This is a genomic window from Microbacterium sp. NPDC057944 (assembly GCF_042887445.1).
Lineage (GTDB): Bacteria > Actinomycetota > Actinomycetes > Actinomycetales > Microbacteriaceae > Microbacterium > Microbacterium natoriense.
The window spans coordinates 876344-897845 of the sequence record NZ_JBHVPJ010000001.1; the positions used below are offsets into that span (position 1 = coordinate 876344).

Sequence of the window (21502 nt, forward strand, 5' to 3'; positions counted from 1 at the left end):
GCCGTGTGTGCCCTTCTGAGCGATTCGGACCCCATATCTGGTCCCCTACCCGTAGGTATCGCGTGGGCCCCGCCCTGGAACGGCTCTGGGACCCCATTTCCAAGAGGGGACGTCCGGTCCGATGAAGCGGAGGTTCTGGACGCCGGCATCCGGATACCTCCTGCCGATCTCGGTGAGGATGGTCGCCCGCATGTACTGGAGGTTCTTCGCCCACGCCGTCGAGTCGCATTTCACGGTGAGGAGCCCGCGCTCGAGAGACACCGGCTCGGAGTGCTTGGCCGTGTCGGATCCGGCGAGCTCGGCCCACTGAAGCACCAGGTCTTCACGGGCCAGGGTCGTCTGCCAGCCGGAGTCACGGGTGAGCTTGTCGAGCACCGCCCCGAGAGAGCCGGGGTCGCGCCCCGGCGTGAACGGCGCGTTCTCGTCATCGTCCGCGATGCGCCGCTTGCGCTTCCAGTTCTTCGCGCTGGGCTTGAGGCCCCGCAGCCGCAGGTAGGTGGCGACGGTCTCCGGGGTGTCGGATGCCGCGGCGATGTCAGTCATGGCTCTCCTCCCGCTCGTCGCTGATGGTCCCGGCGGTGATGCGCACCACGTGCGCGTGCAGCACCTCGGGGATATCCTCCTCCACGGCCGCGGTGACCACCACCTGCTCGTAACCGGACGTGAGGGAGGCCAGCCGCTGACGCCGATCGGCGTCGAGCTCGGCGAACACGTCGTCGAGGATCAGCACGGGGTCCCCGGCGGGCGATTCGTTGCGGAGCAGCTCGGCCGAGGCGAGACGCAGGGCGAGGGCGACCGACCAGGACTCTCCGTGCGAGGCGTAGCCCTTGACGGGTAGGTCGCGGACGCGGAGGACGAGGTCGTCGCGATGCGGTCCGGTCAGGGTGAGTCCGCGATCGAGCTCCTGCGTGCGCTTGGCAGCGAGTGACGCGCGGAACATCTCCGATATATCGCCAGTGGTCTCCGTGACGGCATCGTCCTGTCCGTCTTCGGGGTCGCCTCCGCGCACGGAGAGCGCCCATTCCAGCTGGGGACGGTGATCGGCGCCGACGATCGCCGCGTATGCATCGGCCACGGGCTGCTGCAGATCGGTCGCGAGCCGCTGGCGCGCGACGATGATCTCCGAACCGAGGGAGACCAACTTGTCGTCCCAGACATCCAGGGTCGTGAGGGCCTCCCCGCGGATGCCGCGGGCCCGCGCCGATTTCAGCAGTGCGGTGCGCTGCTTGAGCACGCGGTCGTAGTCGACGAGCACGGCGGACATGCGGGGCGTGCGCTGGATGAGGAGCTGATCGGCGAATCGTCGACGCGACGAGGGGTCGCCGCGGACGATCTGCAGATCCTCCGGAGCGAACAGCACCACGTGGGCGTACCGCGGCAGCTCGCTGGTCTTCGACGGCGACCCGTTGATGCGCGCCTTGTTGGAGCCCTGCCTGTTCAGCTGGACCTCGGCGAGGACCTTGCGCTCTCCGTGGGAGAGCCGGGCGCGGATGATCGCGAACTCCTGGCCGTCGCGCACCATCGGCGCATCCGACGACACCCGATGCGAGCCGAGGGTGGCCAGGAACACGACCGCTTCGGCCAGATTCGTCTTGCCCTGTCCGTTGCGGCCGACGAGCACGTTCGGTCCGCGGTGGAGGGTGAGTTCTGCGGTCGCGTAATTGCGGAAATCGACCAGACTCAGGTGCTCCACAATCACGGAGTCAGCCTACCTTTCGGGTCCGACAGTCGATCTCGGCCTGCTGCCCACCCGGTTGAGCCCCTGGACGGTTCCGCGGGGTGGCGGAGGATCCGTCTGAGAGGCGATTTTCGGCCTTCTCGGCCGGGCCCGCCACGCGGGGGCCGGAAAACCGTCGTCAGGAACGATCCTGAGGACGCCTGATCCGAGCGTTCGGCGAGGCGTGATGCCGCTGCGGATCAGCGCAGGAGGAGGTTCGGCTGGAGCAGGTACTTGAACGAGTCGAGTCCGGCCTGGTCGACCGAAGTCTGGCTGGTGATGAGCACCGGGCTCAGCTTGTTCGCGTTGTCGCTGGACGTGAACGTGACCCGCACGAACTCGCTCTTCACCGCGCCGAGCGCCTCGATGAGGTACTGCGGGTTGAGTCCGAGGGTGACCTCGTCGCCACCGTGCAGGATGGCGTCGACCGACTCCGATGCCCTGGCGTGCTCGCTGCCGGACGCGTCCATCGTCACGCTGTCGCTCGAGAAGGTGAAGCGCAGCGGAGCGGCACGGTCGAGCACGAGCGACACACGACGAACGGCCTCGATGAGGTCGGCGGTGTTGACGACCGCGTAGTGGTCGGTCTGCTCGGGGAAGAGGCGGCGGACCGGCGGGAAGTTGCCCTTGATCAGCAGCGACGTGACGGTCTTGTTGCCCGCGGTGAAGGCGATGATCTCGCGGTCGCCCGCTCCGGAGAACGCGACCTGGATCGTGCCGGCGTGACCGAAGGTCTTGCCGACCTCGACGAGCGTGCGAGCAGGGACGAGCGCAGTGCTCTCGACCTCGGCGCCGTCCCACGGGACGTCGCGGAGCGAGACGCGGTACCGGTCGGTGGCCACGAGGCTGAGGCTCTGGCCCGAGACCTCGAGCTGCACACCGGTGAGGACGGGGGTGACATCGTCGCGGGATGCCGCGAAGCCGACCTGCGAGATCGCGGTGCCGAAGTCGTCAGCCGGCACGACACCGGAGGACCCGGAGACCTCGGGGATCGACGGGTACTCCTCGACGGGCATCGCCGCGAGGGTGAATCGTGCGGAACCGCAGGTGACGGTGATCCCGCCGTCTTCCTCGACGGCGATCTCGATCGGCGCGTTCGGGAGGCGGCTGGCGATGTCGGAGAGCAGTCGGCCGTGCACGAGGATCGTGCCAGGCGTGTCGACGGTGGCCTCGATCGTGGTGCGAGCGGATGCTTCGTAGTCGAACGCCGAGAGCGTGAGACCGGATCCGTCGGCTTCGATCAGCACACCGGCGAGGATCGGCTGAGGGTTGCGCTGCGGGAGCAGCTTGACCACGAAGGAGACAGCCTCGCTGAAGACATCGCGGTTGACCTGAAACCTCACGGGTGCTCCTCGTCGTTTCTTGATGACTCGGTCGTTCTTGACAGCCACATCGTCGTCGAATGACAAGACGTGATCGCTCCTGCCGGTGCAGGGCTTCCCATGGTAGCCCCACAGTCGAACACTTCCCTACGACTTGTGATTCGAAGGGCCGCCGCGGCTTCTCCGCACCGTCTGGTGATCGGATCGCGCTTAAGACGGGTTAACTCCTTAACAGTGTTAACAGCTGTGGATACTGTGGATAACTCGGTGGAAAGCAGTCGCGAGTAAGGAACTACACGCGTGTCACTTGTGGAATCCCTGAGGAATCCGCGGGTTCGCAGCATCCGTCGACCTGTGGACACTCCCGTAGTTATCCACAGGTTCTCCCGTTAACCCCACATCCGTCCCGACCGAAACACCATTCATCCACAAGTTATCCACATGTGTGAAAACGTGATATCCGATCGCTCAGAGGGCTGTCAAGTCGGAAAAAAGGGGACACAGCGCCCGAACGGATGCCGTGTCCCCCTTTTCGTCGGAAGACGTGTGTCGAGGCCGTCAGCGGCGGCCGAGCTGCGTGGTGATCTCCGTCACCTGGTTGTAGATCGAGCGCCGCTCCTTCATGAGCTCGCTGATCTTCTTGTACGCGTACATGACGGTGGTGTGGTCGCGGTTGCCGAACAGCTGCCCGATCTTCGGGAGCGAGAGGCTCGTCCGCTCACGGCACAGATACATGGCGATCTGCCGTGCGGTCGCGATCTGCTGCGATCGACTCGAGCCGTAGAGGTCGTCGACGGTGAGCTTGAAGTACTGCGCGGTGGCCGTGATGATGTCGGTCGGCGAGATGACGTTGTCTTCCGCCGTGTCCACGATGTCGCGCAGCACGGTCTGGGCGAGGGAGATGTCGAGCGCCGAGCGGTTGAGGCTCGCGAACGCCGAGACGCGGATGAGTGCGCCCTCCAGCTCGCGGATGTTGGAGGAGACGACGGTCGCGATGTACTCCAGGACCTCGTCGGGGATGTGGAGGGACTCGCTCTGCGCCTTCTTGCGCAGGATCGCGATGCGCGTCTCCAGGTCGGGAGCCTGCACGTCGGTGATCAGACCCCACTCGAAGCGGCTCCGCATCCGGTCCTCGAAGCCCGTGAGGAGCTTGGGCGCCACATCGCTGGTGATCACGACCTGCTTGTTGTGGTCGTGCAGCGTGTTGAAGGTGTGGAAGAACGCCTCCTGGGTCTCGGCGCGACCCTGCAGGAACTGGATGTCGTCGATGAGGAGGATGTCGACCTCGCGGTAGCGCGCCTGGAACGCGGCTCCGCGGTTGTTCGCGATCGAGTTGATGAAGTCGTTCGTGAACTCCTCGCTGGAGACGTACCTCACCTTCACCCCGGCGTAGAGCGACTGCGCGTAGTCGCCGATCGCGTGAAGGAGGTGGGTCTTGCCGAGCCCGGAGTCCCCGTAGATGAAGAGCGGGTTGTAGGCCTTGGCCGGAGCCTCCGCGACCGCGACCGCTGCGGCATGGGCGAAGCGGTTGGACTGGCCGATCACGAAGTTGTCGAAGGTGTACTTCGGGTTCAGGCGCGATTCGTGGCGGAGCGGGGTGGGCTGCTCCATCGGCGACTCAGGCCGCTGAGACTCCTGACGCCCGTAGTCGGGGACCGCGATGGGTGCCGTCGGCTGCTCCGCGAGCTCATGGTTCACCACGACGCGATACGAGGTGACGTCCTCGCCGACATGGGCGAGGGCCTCCATGATCGGCAGCCGCAGCCGCTTGTTGATCTGGGCGGCGGTGAGGTCGTTGGGCACCTCGAGATAGAGGGTCGCGGCCATGACGCCCGCCGGCACGGCGAGGCTGAGGAATCCCTGCAGCTGCGGCGTGACCCGGTCGTCAGCCTCCAGCAGATCCTGCACCGTGGTCCAGATCGGAACGTCGGGCTGGGCAGGTGAGGACATGACGCTCCGGGCAGGGGATCGAGGAGGGATGCTCGGAATCGCGTCCCCCCTGTGGATAACTTCGGATGCCACGGTAGTCACCTGGGCTGAGAACGGCAACCTGCCCTTGAAAATCCGCGGGCGTGTTGCGTCTCGCGAGGACGCACAGGTTGTGGATAATAGCTGTGCGGATCGTGGTCGCCCCTTGGCCTCTGAGCGCGCAGATTTGCTCTGCGCGCCGTCAAGACGTACCCTTAGTCGGTTGACTTATGCCTGAACGGCAGTTCCCTATGTCTCCGGTCGAAATGGTTCCGGTGACAGCATTCCCGGAGTGATCCCATGAGCAAGCGCACCTTCCAGCCCAACAACCGCCGCCGCGCCAAGAAGCACGGTTTCCGTGCCCGCATGCGCACCCGCGCCGGCCGCGCGATCCTGTCGGCTCGCCGCGGGAAGGGCCGCGTCGAGCTCTCTGCGTAACCCGCTGTGCTCGCCCGCCCCTTTCGGTTGACCCGCGGGAGCGACTATCGACTGGTCGTTCGACGCGGATCCCGTTGTGGCGGGTCGCGCGTCGTAACGTCCATGTTGTCGACGGGCGAGAGCAGAGCCGCGAGGTTCGGATTCATCATCAGCAAGCAGGTGGGTGGCGCCGTGGTGCGCAACACCGTCCGTCGCAGACTCAAAGCAGTCTGCGCTGAGGCCCTGCCGCTGGTTCCAGAGGGCACGGATGTCGTCATCCGTGCCCTTCCTGCATCCGCGACGGCGAGCTACGCGGAGCTCAGCACCGAAGTGAACCGCTGTCTCGGACGCCTGAACCGGGTGACGGCATGAGCGCGCTTCCCGCCTCGTCGATCGGATCGGCGCATTTCGATGCGCATGACCTGATCCGCAGCATCCCGTTGATCCCTCGGAACCTCGTGCTCGGGTTCCTCACCGGATACCGCAGGGTGATCTCACCGATGTACGGCGACGTGTGCGCGTACTACCCCTCCTGTTCCGCCTACGCTGTAGGTGCGGTGCAACAGCACGGCGCCGCGCGGGGAACGCTGCTCTCGGCATGGCGCATCCTCCGCTGCAATCCCTGGACTCGCGGCGGCGTCGACGACGTTCGTCCGCATGAACACTTCCGCTACGACCTGACTTCACACGGTTTCGTCGTCCCTGCCCGAAAGGACTGAACAGTGGGTCTTGACCTCCTGCTCGCTGCGGCCACGCCGTCTCCGTCTCCGTCAGGAGCTGCGTCCGGCGGCTTCGACCTGCTCGGCACGATCCTCTGGCCGCTGAAGTGGCTCGTCGAGCTCGTGCTCGTCGCCTGGCACTGGCTCCTCACGACCGTCGGACTCCCCGCGGCATCCGGTCTGACCTGGGTGCTGTCGATCGTCGGACTCGTGATCGTCGTCCGCGCTGCTCTGATCCCGCTCTTCGTGAAGCAGATCAAGAGCCAGCGGAAGATGATGGAAATCGCTCCTGAACTGCGAAAAGTACAGGAGAAGTATCGCGGCAAGAAGGACCAGCTCAGCCGTGAGGCGATGAGCCGCGAGACCATGGCCCTGTACAAGAAGCACGGCACGACGCCGATGTCGAGCTGTCTTCCGCTCCTCGTGCAGATGCCGGTGTTCTTCTCGCTGTACTCGGTGCTGAGCGACGTCAAGAAGCACGCTGAGGCTGGTCTGGGTGGTGTCGGTCTCCTCAGCCCGGAGCTGACGAAGGAGTTCTACGACGCCAAGCTCTTCGGTGTCGCGTCTCTGCACGAGACTCTCGGCAACGCGTGGGAGAAGCAGAACACCACGGCGATCATCATCCTGGTCACGCTCGTCGTGCTCATGATCGGCTCGCAGTTCTTCACTCAGCTGCAGATCATCTCGAAGAACCTGTCGCCCGAGGCCAAGACGGGCCAGGCGTACCAGATGCAGAAGATCATGCTCTACATCCTGCCGCTGGGCTTCATCTTCTCGGGTGTGTTCTTCCCGCTCGGCGTGGTCGTGTACTGGTTCATCTCGAACCTGTGGACGATGGGTCAGCAGTTCCTGGTCATCCGCGAGATGCCGACGCCCGGTTCTGAAGCGGCGAAGGCCCGCGAGGAGCGACTGGCCCGCAAGGGCAAGGCGATCGACTCCTCCGGCAAAGTCGTTCCCATGGCGGTGTTCGAGGCGGAGCAGCAGCGTCTCGTCGAAGAGGTCGAGAAGGCCAAGGCCGAGGCCCCGAAGAGGCAGCAGCCCGTGGGCAAGAAGCGTGCGAAGAAGAAGGGATCCGGCGCATGAGCGAGAACCTGACCGAGGCGGTCGAGCCGACCATCGCTCAGCTGGAGAACGAGGGCGACGTCGCCGCCGACTACCTCGAGGAGCTGCTGGACATCGCCGACATCGACGGTGATCTGAACCTCGACGTTCGACAGGGCCGAGCCTATGTGTCGGTCGAGGCGGAGGGCGATGGTCTGTCGCTGCTCTCGGCCCCCGACACCGTGCAGGCTCTGCAGGAGCTGACCCGCCTGGCCGTGCAGAACAAGACAGGTGCATTTTCGCGCCTGATCCTCGACATCGGTGGTTCGCGCGACACGCGTCGTCGTCAGCTCGAGACGCTCGTGAATGCCGCCGCCGCCAAGCTGGATGATGGGGCATCACAGGCCTCTCTGCCTGCGATGTCGAGCTACGAGCGCAAGCTCGTCCACGATATTGCCGCTGATCAGGGGCTTGTCTCGGAGTCGTACGGTGAGGGCGCGGATCGCCACACCGTACTGCGTCGTCGCTGAGATCTCACATGATTCTGCGAGTCCAGTCATGAGTGACGTCGAGGTCGAGCCCGCGATCGCGGCCGAGCTGTTCGGCGATCGCATCGATGTCGCCCGTTCCTTCACGGAGGCGCTCGCGCGTGAGGGGGAGGAGCGAGGCCTTATCGGTCCGCTGGAGCTCCCTCGCCTGTGGACCAGGCACGTTCTCAATAGTGTGATCGCCGCACCGTTGTTCCACGGTTCGGTTGCGGACATCGGATCCGGCGCCGGCCTTCCCGGTGTGGTTCTCGCGATCGCCCGTCCGGATGTGCGGTGGACGCTCATCGAGCCGATGGAGCGCCGCGTGACCTGGCTCAACGAGCAGGTATCGTCACTGGACCTCTCGAACGTGGAGGTGCTCCGCGCTCGCGCCGAGGACGTGCGCCGCCCAGAGGGTTTCGACGTCGTCACCGCCCGGGCGGTCAGCGCGTTGCGTACGTTGATCCCGCTGACTGCACCCCTGGTGCGTGACGGAGGAGAGCTCACTCTCCTCAAGGGGCTCAACGCCGCGAACGAGATCGACGCGGCGCAGAAGCAGATCAAGAAGTTCCGCCTGGCGGATGTGCGAGTTGAGGTCCTCGGCGAGGGTGTTCTCACCGAGACGACTCGAGTCGTGCGAGCTCGCGTTCGCTGATCAGGGTCGATGTTTCACGTGAAACATCGATGTGGATGAGTGCTGCGGTTCTCGTCGGTGGAGGAATCGCGGCCTCCGTCTGGTCTTCTCCTGCTTGACGGCCTGGGTACTCGCGGTGGATACCGGGACTGGGTGAGTCGGCCTTGTCCGTTGAAGCACGCGAGGGTCACTTCGCGCTGCTTTCGTGTGCGATGGATGTCTCTGCGTTCCTTGTACGCGTGTATCGGTGCACTCCGGGCCGGCTGAACAGAGGCAGTTCTTGCGTCGGTCTGATTCTCCCCGGGAAGGCGTCTTCCGCGAATGTCCGGGGTGCTGGAAGTGAGTTGCGCTCTGAGATGTCGATGCTGAGGATATGTTCCCCTCGCTGGGAGTCGCGCTCGCTGGATAGCGCCGCTACTGACGCGTGAGTCCCGGCTGTAGGTAGTCTGCCCGGGCGTGATTGCTCCGCGTTTCCTGCGGAACTGGTTGGTTCCTACGGTGGAGAAGGGCGCGGCGTGCTGGGGGGGGTACCCAAAGGATGTTTCACGTGAAACATCCTTTGCTTTAGGTCCTTCGGCACACAATCAAGGCGTAGGCGTAGGCGTAGGCGTAGGCGTAGGCGTAGGCGTAGGCGTAGGCGTAGGCGTAGGCGTAGGCGTAGGCGTAGACGCCATTCGGCACGCTAGTTCGGATGTTTCCGGGTGATGCCGTGACCTCGTGCGCGTTTCGGGGATGACTGCGCGCGACGTGAGTGTTTCACGTGAAACGGCGATGATGTCTTTCACGCATTGCTCAGAACTAGGTGCAAACGGCTAGGGCTTTACCCAGCTGGCGGTTTCAGTGTGGGCACAGGCGCATTCGTGAGTTTCGCGAAGGACGTAGGTAGGGAGCGTACGTTTCACGTGAAACAAAGGAAGGCTCCTACGAAGAGACGCGGTATCGAGGCGGGTTTCACTGGACCTTTCTGAGCTCGCTTGATGGCGAGGTCAACGTCCCAAGAAGGCGAGGAAGGCTCCTCTGATTGGTGAAAGCCGCGCGCTTGCGGGGGACTAGTGGACGCGGAGGAGGCGTGCGAAGCGGTCGTCCTGAGTTGATCCAGCGTGCTGTGGTGCTGATGACATCACCACGGTGAAGAAGTCCGCTACCACGACAGAGGACTCTGCCGACCGCGCAGCCTGGCCTTCGTCCAGTTGACGGTGCGGGACTAACGTACAGACGTCGTGCTCGGACTGTTTCACATGAAACGTAGCCACGCACTCACATTACGATTGCCTCCTTTGCTAGTGAGGAGCCCACCCCAGTAGCCGAGGGCTCAATGAGATCTTGGGTCGATGGTCGTGTCACGGAGTCTGTTCAACCCCGAGCCGAATCGGATTGGGCGGAGAACGTGCATCGACGACCGCACCGCGCTCTGATCGCTCGTGGGGTGCACCGATGCACGAAGGATCACCACTCGTTGACTGGCTCTGGGTACTGTGCGCGGGTGAAGGCGGCTTCCATGAAGAACAGCGGGGGAGGGATGGTGAGTATGCCCACAGAGAGTTAAGTGCAGTCCGTCCGCTCATGTTTCACGTGAAACGACGCGCCTGCTGTCGTTCATGGGCCGTCTTGGGGGATCTCGTTTCTGTCTAACGGGATGTATGGCCGAGTAGTGAGTGGTGAGGGGTGAGTGGTGAGGCCTGAGAGGTGAGGCGTGAGGGGTGAAGCGGCGACGGAATGGACAGTGGTGAGGCGTGCGGCACCGGATTGTGGGGTCTTGCGCGCGGTGACGTGGTCCGGTGTCCGGTTGGCAGTGGCCGATGGTTGGTCCCCGGCCTTATGCGGGGAAGAATGCAGGCCTGGCGGCTGTGGGAGATGGGTGAGATAGCGAGATCGACCACAGTTTCACGTGAAACAACGCACGAGTCATCCTTCTCCTCTGCGCCTCACGGACCCCAGATGATCCTGGCCGGAGCGGCGAACGTGGTGCGACAGTGCTGAGCATGCTGGCCACGACCACTGATGAGGTGACACTTCACGTGGCCACCCCTCTGCTTTGCGTCTACCGAGTCGCAGAGGCCGACGACCAGCGTGGCCAGCGCCTCTCGAAAGTGGGGAGGGGGGGAGTACTTGGCCAACGTTTCACGTGAAACACTCTTGTGATCCGCCTATCTAGTCCTCGTCCACAAACTCTCAGATGCCAGGCCGGCATGACGAAAGGGATGCGACTGCGCTGAAGATGGTGGCCCTGACCACCGTTTCACGTGAAACGGACTTGTGTCCCCCATCTACTCTTCGTCCACAAGCTCGGCTGGCATGGCGAACGTGATGCGACAGTGCAGAAGATGGTGGCCCTGACCACCGTTTCACGTGAAACGGACTTGTGTCCCCCCATCCACTCTTCGTACACAGGCTCCCAGATGATTCTGATCGACGTGACGAAAGTCATGCGACAGTGCTGAAGATGATGGCTCTGACCACCGTTCACGTGAAGCATCACATGAGCCACACCCCCTCTGCTGTGCACCCGCCTAGTCGCAGAGGCTGACGATCGGCGTGACCAACGGCCTCGCGAGAGGGCGAAAGGGGGAGGAGCTGACCACCCCTTCAGGTGAAGCAATCTTGTGGGCGCCTCATATGCCCTTCGTCCACAGACTCCCAGCAGATGCCGGGCGGCGTGACCAACGTCATGGGACAGTGTGGAAGGAGTGGATCCGACCGCCGCTTCACGTGAATCATCACAGGAGACACCTAGCTACTCTCCGTCCACAGACTCCCAGATGCGGCGCCACGAACGCGATGCGACAGTCCAGAAGAGAGGTCGATTCGTCCCCCGTGTCACGTGAAAAATCACAGGATTCACCCCGCGGCTCCACGTACATCGACTCGCAGATGAAGTCGGCCAACGTGACGAACGCGATGCAAGAGTTCGCTAGGGGGTGGTGCCGCATCACGGCGTCACCAACGGCGATGCAAGGCGGGCGCACCGGCGTGTTGCCGAGACTGGAGCGACGCCGCAACCACAGGCACCGATTGGCGCCCAGCTGCGAGCACACCTTGGCGCAGGCAGAGACTCCGATGTCGCCAGAGCAACACACCTGCCAGTGACTTCACACCGCGACGAGCAGTTCTGAAGATACCCAGGACAGCCCGCAAATCCGCAGTGAGTAGTCCCCAGGCCCTACATCTCCGCTCAGCCACGTCGCCTGTAGCGATTAGACTCGAACCCGGCCCCGAAAGGAGTGGATGTTTCACGTGAAACAATCCGAAAAGGCATCACCGAACACCTTCGGGATGGATACGCCGCTCGCGCGGGAGCTCGCAGACCTCTCTGCCCGCCGCAGGGTTCTCGAAGACGTCTCGATCGACTTCAGCGGTGACACCCGCATCCTCACGGTGTCGAACCAGAAGGGCGGCGTGGGCAAGACCACGACGGCGGTGAACATCGCCTCAGCCCTCGCTGGACTCGGCGCCAAGGTCCTCGTGATCGACCTCGACCCGCAGGGCAACGCGTCCACCGCCTTGGGGGTGCCTCACAGTGCGGAGGTCCCCAGCGTCTACGACGTGCTGATCGATGAGTTCCCTCTCGCAGACATCGTGCAGCAGAGCCCCGAAAACGAGAACCTCTTCTGCGCGCCGAGCACGATTCATCTCGCCGGCGCCGAGATCGAGCTCGTCGCCCAGGTCGCTCGTGAGCACCGGCTGCGTCGTGCTCTGCTCGACTACCTCGAGAGCAACCCGATGGACTTCGTCATCATCGACTGCCCTCCGTCTCTGGGGCTACTGACGATCAACGCCTTCACGGCGGCATCCGAGGTCTTCATCCCCATCCAGTGCGAGTACTACGCCCTGGAGGGACTGAGTCAGCTGCTCGGGAGCATCCAGATGATCCAGAAGCACCTGAACCCCGGGCTGCACCTGTCGACCATCCTGCTCACGATGTTCGACGGACGCACCCGCCTCGCCCACCAGGTGGCCGAAGAGGTGCGCACTCACTTCCCGACGCAGGTGCTCGACACCGTGATCCCGCGCTCGGTGCGGGTCTCGGAGGCGCCGAGCTTCGGACAGACCGTGATCGCCTACGATGGGCAGTCCGCCGGTGCGATCGCGTACCGCGAGGCCGCCGTCGAGATCGCGTCGCGCACAGCGGCGCAGAGCAAGGAGAAATGATGGCGAAGCGCACTGGGCTGGGTCGGGGGATCAGCGCCCTCATCCCCACCGCTGATCAGGCAGAGCGTCCGGTGGATGTGTTCTTCCCCGGGGCGTCCATCAAGAAGGTCGAAGAGGCTGCAGCGCAGCCCGTCGAGGAGGCTGAGCCCGAGCTCGAGGCGATCCCCGGCATCCACCTGATCCAGATCGACCCGCATGAGATCGTTCCCAACCCTCGTCAGCCGCGCACGCACTTCGACACGGAGCACCTCGCAGAGCTGGTGCACAGCGTGCGCGAGTTCGGCGTCATGCAGCCCGTCGTCGTGCGCAGGAACAGCGACGGGGCCTACGAGCTCATCATGGGCGAGCGCCGTACGCGCGCGGCCCGCGAGGCGGGACTCACGTCGATCCCCGCGGTCGTCCGCGAGACGGCCGATGAGGACCTGCTTCGAGACGCTCTGCTCGAGAACCTGCACCGGTCGGAGCTGAACCCTCTGGAAGAGGCATCCGCCTACCAGCAGCTGCTCGAGGACTTCGGCATCACGCAGGAGGAGCTCGCGACCCGCATCGGACGATCGCGTCCGCGCATCAGCAACACGATCCGCCTGCTCAAGCTGCCCGTGCCCGTGCAGCAGCGCGTCGCCGCCGGTGTGCTGAGCGCCGGCCATGCCCGCGCCATCCTGAGCCTGGAGACGCCGGAGGCGATGCAGCGGCTCGCCGACAAGGTCGTCAACGAAGACCTGTCGGTCCGCGCGACAGAGGTGGCGGCGAAGACCGAGCCGGCCACGCCCGGCCGCACCGCGAAGCCGACTCCCGGCGCCCGCCGCGCGTACCTCGACGAGGTCGCCGGAAAGCTGGGCGACAGGCTCAACACCCGGGTGAAGATCAGCCTCGGTGCACGCAAAGGCCAGGTCACGATTGATTTCGCATCCATCCAGGACCTGAATCGCATCCTCGATGAGCTCGGCGAAGAGGGCTACGGCCGCAGCTGACGACCGCCGAGACCACGATGAACCCCGCGCTGCAGAAACCTGTGGCGCGGGGTTCTTCGTTGTGCAAGTGTGTTGACCACCGGCGCCGTCGCCGGTGGTCATGACGGAGGGTGGAATCATGGCTGGACACGGGGCAGCACCCCAGGAGGAATCGGTCTTCGACGACGAGGGCGACTCGAAGAGCGCAGGAGTGATCAGGATCGCCGTGGTCGCCGCGCTCGGCGGCTTCCTCTTCGGCTACGACAGCGCGGTCATCAACGGCGCGGTGTCGGCAGTCGAGAAGACCTTCGATGCGGATCCGGTGTCGCTCGGATTCGCCGTGGCATCCGCTCTGCTCGGTGCGGCCGTCGGCGCCCTGATCGCCGGAAGGATCGCCGACCGGGTCGGCCGACTCGCGGTCATGAAGATCGCCGCGGTGCTGTTCCTGATCTCCGCCGTCGTCGCCGGCCTCGCGCCCGACCTGTGGGTCCTCATCGTGGGGCGCGTGATCGGCGGCCTGGGCGTCGGCATGGCGTCGGTGATCGCCCCGGCCTACATCGCCGAGATCGCTCCCGCACGCATCCGCGGACGCCTCGCCTCGCTGCAGCAGCTCGCGATCGTCACCGGCATCTTCATCTCCCTGCTCGTGGACTTCCTGATCGCCACCGCCGCCGGAGGCTCCAACGAGCCGTTCTGGCTGGGACTGGGCGCCTGGCAGTGGATGTTCCTCGCCATGGCCGTCCCTGCCGTCGTGTACGGCGGGCTGGCTCTGACGATCCCCGAGTCCCCGCGGTTCCTGGTGGCTCAGCATCGCGTCGACGAGGCCAGGGAGGTGCTGGCGAAGATGCTCGGTCCAGACAAGATCGAGACGACCGTCATCCGCATCCAGGCCACCATGGAGCGCACCACCAAGCCCTCCTGGGCCGACCTGCGCACCCCGACGGGCAAGATCGCCGGCATCGTCTGGGTGGGCCTGCTGCTGTCGATCTTCCAGCAGTTCGTCGGCATCAACGTGATCTTCTACTACTCGAACATCCTCTGGGAGGCCGTCGGCTTCGACGAGTCGCAGGCGTTCGTCATCACGGTGATCAGCGCCGTGATCAACATCCTGACGACGCTGATCGCGATCGCGACGGTCGACCGCTTCGGACGCAAGCCGCTGCTCATCATCGGCTCGATCGGCATGACCGTGACGCTGGCGACCATGGCCGTGATCTTCGGCACGGCGCCGGTCGTCGACGGCACGCCGGTGCTCCAGGGCGCAGCGGGACCGATCGCCCTCATCGCGGCGAACCTCTTCGTGATCTCGTTCGGCATGTCGTGGGGCCCTGTGGTCTGGGTGCTGCTCGGTGAGATGTTCCCGAACCGCATGCGCGCCGCAGCGCTCTCGCTGGCGGCAGCAGGGCAGTGGATCGCGAACTGGGTCATCACGGTCTCGTTCCCGGGCCTCAAGGACGTCTCCCTGGGCCTCGCGTACGGCCTCTACGCGACCTTCGCCCTGCTGTCGCTGCTGTTCGTGTGGCGGTTCGTGCAGGAGACGAAGGGCAAGTCCCTGGAGGACATGGGGGAGACCACGCGATGAGGAGCGGATGCCGCCCGGCATCCGCTCGCGGCACGTAGGCTGGAACCATGACCGAGCACGTTCCCCGCCGCGCCAGCCTCGAAGTGCTGCGCGCGGAGGCGTCGGACGAGCTGGCCGTGCTGATCCAGGAGCGGCTCCTCGGGGGAGAGGACCCCTGGGAGTTCATGGAGGAGCTGCCCAGCGTCGACGAGCTCGTCGTGTACCTGCTGCGTGCCGACAACATCGCCGCGAACGACGGTGTGCGGCCGAACGAGGCGCGTCACTACCGCGTCCTGCGGCAGATCGCACTGGAGTATCCGGAGCTGACGCCAGCCGTATGGGGCCTGCTCGACGAGAAGCAGCGTCACCGTCGGTGGGATCCGACGGTGGCCGACGCCTCCTGAGAGGCGCTCCATGCCCCGGATGCTCGTCGCCTACGACCCCGCCTGGCCGCAGCGCTTCGAGAGCATCGCGGCAGGGCTGCGCGTACTCGGCGACCCTGACTGGGTGATCGAGCACATCGGCTCCACGGCGGTCCCCGGGCTGCGCGCGAAGCCGGTCATCGATCTCGCGATCCGAGTGGCCGATCCGGCGGATTTCGTCCGCCACCGACCCGCTCTGGAGAGCGCGGGGTGGCGTGCGGAGAGCTCTGTGCGCACGCATCCCGTCCTCGTCCTGAGCGACGACGGCACGCGCGTCGCCATCGCGCACTTCTTCTCCGCGGAGGAGTGGGATGCCGCCAACCAGAGGATCCTGCGGGACTGGCTGCGCGCCCACCGCGATGACGCCGCGCTCTACGCCCACGCCAAGTGCGACGCGGTGGCGGCCGCGGCGCGGGGGAGATCGTCGTACAACGCGGCCAAGACCGAGGTGATCCAGGACATCGTGGATCGGGCGAGAGCATCCCTCGGCCTGCCATCGGTGCCTGTCTCCGACAAGTAGGGATGCAGAAGGGCCGCCGCCCCGCGAAGGAGCGACGGCCCGAAGACTGCGTGCGGGAGGTTAGCCGATGAAAGCGGCGAGATCCTGCTCGAGAGCGAACTTCGGCTTGGCGCCGATGATGCTCGTCTTGACCTCTCCGCCGACGAAGACCTTCATCGCCGGGATCGAGGTGATCTGGTACTGCATCGCGAGCTGCGGGTTCTCGTCGACGTTCAGCTTGAGGATGGTGATCTTGTCGGGGTTGTCGGCCTGGATCTCATCCAGCACCGGCGAGACCATACGACACGGACCACACCACTCGGCCCAGAAGTCCACCAGCACCGGACCGTCGGCCTGCAGAACGTCCTGCTCCCAGGTCGCCTGGCTCGTAGCCTTTGCACTCATCAGAGTTTCTCCTTGATTCGAGGTATCGTCCGCTACAACAGCGAACGATGCGATTGTGTTCCCGCTGCCTCAGGCGACGATGACCTCGGCGGCCTCCGCAGCGGGGACCTCCACCGAGGCGTCGTCAAAATCCGCGAGGAAGTGCTCCGCGTCGAGCGCGGCGACCGTGCCGGAGCCGGCGGCCGTGATGGCCTGACGGTAGGTGGGGTCGATCACGTCGCCGGCCGCGAAGACGCCGGGCACCGAGGTGACCGACGAACGACCGTCGACCCAGATGGTCCCCTCGTCGGTGAGTGTCAGCTTGTCGTGCACGAGGTGCGTACGCGGATCGTTGCCGATCGCGATGAACAGGCCGTCGAGGGGCAGGTCGCTGAGCGTGCCGTCGACCGTGTTGCGCAGCTGCACACCGGTCACGGAGTCACCGCCGAGAACTTCTGCGACCTCGCTGTTCCAGACGAACTCGATCTTCTCGTTCGCGAAAGCGCGCTCCTGCATGATCTTCGAGGCGCGCAGCGTGTCCTTGCGGTGGATCACGTAGACCTTGTCGGCGAAGCGTGTGAGGAAGGTCGCCTCCTCCATCGCGGAGTCGCCGCCGCCGACGACGGCGATCGTCTTCTCGCGGAAGAAGAAGCCGTCGCAGGTCGCGCACCAGGAGACGCCGTAGCCGGAGAGGCGCTCTTCGCCCTCGATGCCGAGCTTGCGGTAGGCGGAGCCCGTCGCGTAGATCAGGGTGCGGGTCTCGTGCACGGCGCTGCTGCCGAGCGTGACCGTCTTCACGGGTCCTTCGAGGTCGAGTGAGGTGACGTCGTCGTAGAGGACCTCGGTGCCGAACTTCTCCGCCTGCTCCTGCAGCTTGGCCATGAGCTCGGGGCCCTGGATGCCCTCGGGGAAGCCGGGGTAGTTCTCGACCTCGGTGGTGTTCATCAGCTCGCCGCCGACCTCCACCGAGCTCGCGATGAGCAGCGGCTTGAGGCTCGCACGCGCCGCGTAGATGGCGGCGGTGAATCCGGCGGGGCCGGAGCCGATGATGATGACCTGACGCATGTGCTCTCTCTCTTCCCTGAAAAGGGGTTCCGCTGCTTCAACCAATGGTAGCCGCGGGGCATTCCCCGACCCAGCGCTCTCCTGGACTCGGTGCCGTGGCGTCGACGTCACGTGCAGTCGCCGAGTGGACAGGATGTCGACGCGGAGTTCTCGTGCACTCGGCGAGTACAAGAGAACTCGACGGAGGACGGGGCGGGACGAGGGACGGGCGGGGGGTCAGCGGCCGGGGAGGAACCTGCGGAGCGTCCGCGTGGCGGCTGACAGCTCGGGGGCGCGGAGCAGGAGGAGAACGATCACGTAGACGATGACGGCGGCGAGACCGATGACGCCCGTTCCGACGGCGCCCAGGAGGCGATCGAGCACGTTTGATCCGGTGTTCCCGAGGGTCCATCCGCTCTCGGCGCCGAGAAGGAGATAGGTGCCCCATCCCGCGAAGCCGGCCGGGATGGCGGCGATGATGAAACGGAGGAGGGAGAGAAGGGTCTTCGGGATCTCGAGTCCGCCGAGGCGATTGCGCAGGATCCAGATCGCGATGATCGTCTGGATGATCCCGGCGATCGACTGCCCGAGGGCGATGGCTGCGGCGAGCTGCTCGATCGGGGCCACGGCGCCCGCGAGACGGGAGAGCCCGATGATGAGCGCCACCTGCACGAGGGTGAAGTAGAAGGGCGTGCGGGTGTCTCCGTAGGCGTAGAACGCGCGCTGCACGATGAACAGCAGGGCGAGCGGCAGGAGGCCCACGAGATAGCAGATGAGCACGGGGGCCGCCTGGACGGCCTGCTCGGAGGTCGTGGTGAAGATCCGGGTGGCGGGCACGGCGGCGGCGGCGAGAGCGATGCCCGAGCCGACGACGAACAGTGAGATCACGCGGATGCAGCGGGCCACATCCGCACGGACGTCGAGGTCGCGCTTCGCGGCGGCGTGCTCGGCGATCTGAGTGAAGTACGGGGTTCCGATCGAGATCGCGAAGATCGAGTACGGGAGCATGAAGACGAGCCATGCCGCCATCATCACCGTGGACGACGCATGCCCTGTGGCCTCGGAGACCACGCGGGTCTGCACCCATCCGGCGATCTGACCGGCGATCACCATCAAGAAGGTCCAGCCGGCGAGAGTTCCCACGTTGCGCAGGCCGACCCCGCGCCATGCAAAGTCGGGACGCAGCGACAGTCCGGTGCTCCGCCAGGCGAACAAGAGGATGCCAGCCTGCACCGCGATGCCCAGCGTCGCTGTCGCGCCCATGACGGAGATCATCGTCGGGTTCCACATCTCGACCTGGTTGCGATTCTCGCCGAAAAGAGCGATAAAGATCAGGAAACCGATAATGGACACGACGTTGTTGGCGACCGGCGACCACGTGTAGGGACCGAACACTTTTCTCGCGTTGAGGGTCTCACCGATGAGCGCGTACAGGCCGTAGAAGAAGATCTGCGGCAGGCACCAGTAGGCGAACGCTGTAGCCAGGGCGATCTGGTTCTTATCCCAGTCCGAGGTGTACAGCGTGATGAGCAGGGGCGCTGCGATCATTGCGACCGCTGTGGCGGCGAGGAAGACCAGTGTTCCCAGCGTGAAGAGCTTGGAGATATAGGCCCTGCCACCGTCGCGATGCGAGCCCGCTCGGACAATCTGCGGGATGATCACGGCGGTCAGGATGCCGGTCTGGATGATGGTGAAGACGTTGTTCGGCAACTGGTTCGCGATGCTGAACGCGTCACTGGCCTTGCCGAAGCTGCCGATGGCGGCGAGCAGCACGATCGTCCGGATGAGGCCGGTGACACGGGAGACGAGGGTGCCCGCCCCGAGGAGGGCGCTGGCGCGGCCGAGACTGCTCACTGAGGGTCCTCCGAGGGGTCGGCGGGGTCGGTCGCGGCATCCGCCGGTGAGGTCGGAGTAGCGGGAGCGTGAGAAGCCGTCGCCTGCTCAGGCGCAGCATCCTCGGTGCTCTCCGCACCGGACTCGGCGCTCTCCGACGGCGCCTCATCGGCCGCGGCATCCGTCTCCGCGTCTGCGGAGGCATCGACACGGTTCTTGCGCCGGCGACGCAGGGTGCGGACGATGCCCAGCACGAGGAGGATGGCGATCAGGCTGCCGAACACGGCGAGTCCGATGCCCTCCCACTCGGCGCGTACGGCGACGCGGACGGTCTGATCCTGACCGATCGACACTCCGGTCGGGCTCTTGAGAGAGAGGTGCAGGTCGAGTTCGCCGCTGCCCACTCGTGCCGAGACCGGCACCTTGACCCTGCCGGTGGTGCGGGGCTGGATCTCTGCGGTGGTGACGGGCTTCACTTCGAGGCGCGGGTCGCTGGGGCGCGTGTACAGCACGATGTTGACCGGCCAGGGGAGGTCGTTGCGCACGCTGAAGGGCAGATCCGCGTTGGCCGAGAGCAGCTGGATCGTGCTCGATTGCGGGATGTCCACCGCGGCCAGGGTGTCTTGCGTGGCATCCGTGTGGGATCGCAGGGCCTTCTCGAACTGCGCGGCGCTGTGCCCCACTCCGATCGTGCGCAGGATCCTGATGCGTTCGGGGCTGAGCAGCAGCTGGGGATCGCTGAGGATCGTCGAGAACGATCCCAGGGTGACCTCGTCGGCGAGCATCCGGTGCAGGGCGGCGCCGCGGTCGTCGTCGACGTCTGAGTCGACGGATGCCGCGGCAGCCGGGGCCGCACGCACCGAGGTGAGATCGACCCCGGGGGAGTCCGCCGTGGCGACGGCGTCGCGCAATGCATCGGCCGTGCGGTTCTCGTCGCGGTCGAGTCCGACGATCAGCGGCGACGCCGACTGCTGTGCAGAGAGGAAGAGGTACGCGTTCGCCGCCGCCAGGGAGCGCGATCGTGCGGTCGCGTCGGGTTCGTTCGCCGCCGTGGAGAGGGCGTCGGATGCCGCGGCATCCGTGACCAGCACGTCAGCGTCTCCGACGGCGGCGTGCCCGGACGAGCCGGACGACAGCGACGTCGAGGGCAGGACGGTCGACGCCGTGCCGCCGAGATAGGTGCGGAAGTCGGCGAGGTCGTCGGTCCTGACATCTCCGCGCGGCCAGAGGATGCCGGGGGCTGCGCCGTCGATGACCGACAGGGTCTCATCGTCGGGAAGCACGGGCCCGTCGGTCGGAGTCGGCGAGGGCGTCGCGTCCGGAGTCGGCGTCGCGGGCGCCTGGAAGTTCTTCGGATCGAGGAACGGAGCGAGGGTCGTCGGGGCGAGCAGCGACGGAAGGTCGGCCTGCGCCTGCGTGGTGGCGTCGGCATCGCCGAACTGCAGGGCGAAGCGATCGTTGGGCAGAGCGTCGAGGCGATCGAGCCACTCGGTCACGCTGGTCGGGGCCGACGTGCCGAGCACGCGGATCGCCGCAGGGATCGCCGGGTCGATCGCCAGCACCGCGGAGGTGCCGGAGACGCCGTCCAACTGGGCGGTGAGATCGCCGTCTGCGGCCGTGAGCTCGGTGAGCTCGTCGATCGACAGCAGGGCGCCGTTCTGCGGTGTGGCCGTGATCGGGACCAGCACGGCGACCTGGGGTCGCTGCGCGGCCGAGACCACGAGCACACTCGTCGCCGTCGCATCCTCTTCGCTTCCCGACCCCGGGGAGGCGCCGGTGAGCTCGGCGCGCAGCGGGTACACGCCGGGGGCGAGGTCGGCGAAGAGCTCCTGCGGGAGCGGGATGCTGCTCGTGGCCGATGCGCCCGCGTTCACGGCGGCGGTGCTGTCATCGGCGATGCGGTCGAATGCCCCGTCGGCGTCCTCGGACTCGAACCAGTCGGCGACAGCGGCGCGGTCGGCGAGGGCTGTCCGGTTCAGCTCCACCACGACGTGACCGGTGGAGAGAGCGTCGCCGGTGCCGTTCTGCACGGTCACCGAGGCGGACGTGGAGAGACCGGGGGTGACGGCGCCGTTCGCCCCTGCCGACAGGTGCAGTTCGACGACCGCGTCGTCGGTCTTGTCGGCGGCGTGGGCGCTGGTGGCGGCGATCCCGCAGACACCCAGAGCGATCGCGAAGACGGCGGCTCCGCTCGTCGCGCGCCGCAGGCGCGCACGGAAGCCGCTCTCGGGGATGATCACGGTCATGGGGGTCTTCCTCGAACGCCCGAGAACGGGCTGATCGTGAGTGCTGACCCTGTGATTCTAGGTGCGCGG

At 65.7% G+C, this 21502-nt stretch carries 19 protein-coding genes; 11 read left to right on the top strand and 8 right to left on the bottom strand.

Annotation, left to right across the window (positions count from 1 at the left end; translation table 11 throughout):
- Positions 1-45 precede the first annotated feature (45 nt).
- The 4 genes from ACFVRO_RS03915 to dnaA all read right to left on the bottom strand — a co-directional run bounded on the left by ACFVRO_RS03915 (position 46) and on the right by dnaA (position 4989).
- Entirely contained in the window at positions 46-543 is a 498-nt protein-coding gene (locus ACFVRO_RS03915; protein WP_341940792.1) for a DciA family protein, read from the bottom strand.
- Positions 536-1699, bottom strand: coding sequence for a DNA replication/repair protein RecF (gene recF / locus ACFVRO_RS03920; protein WP_386949476.1), 1164 nt, complete (start codon positions 1697-1699; stop codon positions 536-538). Before recF ends, ACFVRO_RS03915 begins: the two co-directional genes overlap by 8 nt.
- 218 nt (positions 1700-1917) lie before the next feature.
- Positions 1918-3060: a DNA polymerase III subunit beta gene (gene dnaN / locus ACFVRO_RS03925; protein ID WP_386949479.1), complete on the bottom strand. Its 1143-nt coding sequence runs from the start codon at positions 3058-3060 to the stop codon at positions 1918-1920.
- Between the two features lie 537 nt (positions 3061-3597).
- Complete coding sequence (gene dnaA, locus ACFVRO_RS03930; protein WP_105673394.1) at positions 3598-4989, bottom strand: chromosomal replication initiator protein DnaA; 1392 nt, start codon at positions 4987-4989, stop codon at positions 3598-3600.
- 318 nt (positions 4990-5307) lie between these two features.
- Here dnaA and rpmH point away from each other — a divergent pair, with 318 nt between their 5' ends.
- The 11 genes from rpmH to ACFVRO_RS03985 all read left to right on the top strand — a co-directional run bounded on the left by rpmH (position 5308) and on the right by ACFVRO_RS03985 (position 15947).
- Entirely contained in the window at positions 5308-5445 is a 138-nt protein-coding gene (rpmH, locus tag ACFVRO_RS03935; RefSeq protein ID WP_045257399.1) for a 50S ribosomal protein L34, read from the top strand.
- A 6-nt stretch (positions 5446-5451) separates the two neighbouring features.
- Complete coding sequence (gene rnpA / locus ACFVRO_RS03940) at positions 5452-5796, top strand: ribonuclease P protein component (protein WP_105673393.1); 345 nt, start codon at positions 5452-5454, stop codon at positions 5794-5796.
- Positions 5793-6143, top strand: a complete 351-nt coding sequence (gene yidD / locus ACFVRO_RS03945; protein ID WP_223585472.1) for a membrane protein insertion efficiency factor YidD — start codon at positions 5793-5795, stop codon at positions 6141-6143. The genes rnpA and yidD overlap by 4 nt, the downstream gene beginning before the upstream one ends.
- A gap of 3 nt (positions 6144-6146) precedes the next feature.
- Positions 6147-7226, top strand: a complete 1080-nt coding sequence (gene yidC, locus ACFVRO_RS03950; RefSeq protein ID WP_105673391.1) for a membrane protein insertase YidC — start codon at positions 6147-6149, stop codon at positions 7224-7226.
- A complete protein-coding gene (locus tag ACFVRO_RS03955) occupies positions 7223-7714 on the top strand; it encodes a protein jag (protein ID WP_386949482.1) in 492 nt (163 codons plus the stop codon). The genes yidC and ACFVRO_RS03955 overlap by 4 nt, the downstream gene beginning before the upstream one ends.
- 28 nt (positions 7715-7742) lie before the next feature.
- The gene (rsmG, locus tag ACFVRO_RS03960; RefSeq protein WP_386949485.1) at positions 7743-8366 is read left to right on the top strand and encodes a 16S rRNA (guanine(527)-N(7))-methyltransferase RsmG; all 624 of its coding nucleotides are present in this window, start codon (positions 7743-7745) and stop codon (positions 8364-8366) included.
- Positions 8367-11570: 3204 nt separating this feature from the next.
- A complete protein-coding gene (locus ACFVRO_RS03965; protein WP_386949488.1) occupies positions 11571-12494 on the top strand; it encodes a ParA family protein in 924 nt (307 codons plus the stop codon).
- On the top strand, positions 12494-13465 hold the full coding sequence (locus ACFVRO_RS03970) for a ParB/RepB/Spo0J family partition protein (protein WP_386949491.1): 972 nt from the start codon (positions 12494-12496) through the stop codon (positions 13463-13465). Before ACFVRO_RS03965 ends, ACFVRO_RS03970 begins: the two co-directional genes overlap by 1 nt.
- Positions 13466-13583: 118 nt before the next feature.
- Positions 13584-15026 carry a sugar porter family MFS transporter gene (locus ACFVRO_RS03975; RefSeq protein WP_344013749.1) on the top strand — a complete coding sequence of 481 codons (1443 nt, stop codon included), beginning with the start codon at positions 13584-13586 and terminating at the stop codon, positions 15024-15026.
- Positions 15027-15073: 47 nt separating this feature from the next.
- Positions 15074-15409, top strand: coding sequence for a tryptophan synthase subunit alpha (locus ACFVRO_RS03980; protein ID WP_223585477.1), 336 nt, complete (start codon positions 15074-15076; stop codon positions 15407-15409).
- Between the two features lie 10 nt (positions 15410-15419).
- Entirely contained in the window at positions 15420-15947 is a 528-nt protein-coding gene (locus ACFVRO_RS03985) for a GrpB family protein (RefSeq protein ID WP_386949494.1), read from the top strand.
- 60 nt (positions 15948-16007) lie between these two features.
- Here ACFVRO_RS03985 and trxA read toward each other — a convergent pair whose 3' ends face one another.
- The 4 genes from trxA to ACFVRO_RS04005 all read right to left on the bottom strand — a co-directional run bounded on the left by trxA (position 16008) and on the right by ACFVRO_RS04005 (position 21433).
- The gene (trxA, locus tag ACFVRO_RS03990; protein ID WP_105677494.1) at positions 16008-16331 is read right to left on the bottom strand and encodes a thioredoxin; all 324 of its coding nucleotides are present in this window, start codon (positions 16329-16331) and stop codon (positions 16008-16010) included.
- 69 nt (positions 16332-16400) lie between these two features.
- Positions 16401-17375, bottom strand: coding sequence for a thioredoxin-disulfide reductase (gene trxB / locus ACFVRO_RS03995; protein ID WP_386949496.1), 975 nt, complete (start codon positions 17373-17375; stop codon positions 16401-16403).
- A gap of 216 nt (positions 17376-17591) precedes the next feature.
- The gene (murJ, locus tag ACFVRO_RS04000) at positions 17592-19208 is read right to left on the bottom strand and encodes a murein biosynthesis integral membrane protein MurJ (protein WP_386949499.1); all 1617 of its coding nucleotides are present in this window, start codon (positions 19206-19208) and stop codon (positions 17592-17594) included.
- Positions 19205-21433, bottom strand: coding sequence for a DUF6049 family protein (locus ACFVRO_RS04005; protein WP_386949502.1), 2229 nt, complete (start codon positions 21431-21433; stop codon positions 19205-19207). The genes murJ and ACFVRO_RS04005 overlap by 4 nt, the downstream gene beginning before the upstream one ends.
- Positions 21434-21502: the final 69 nt, after the last annotated feature.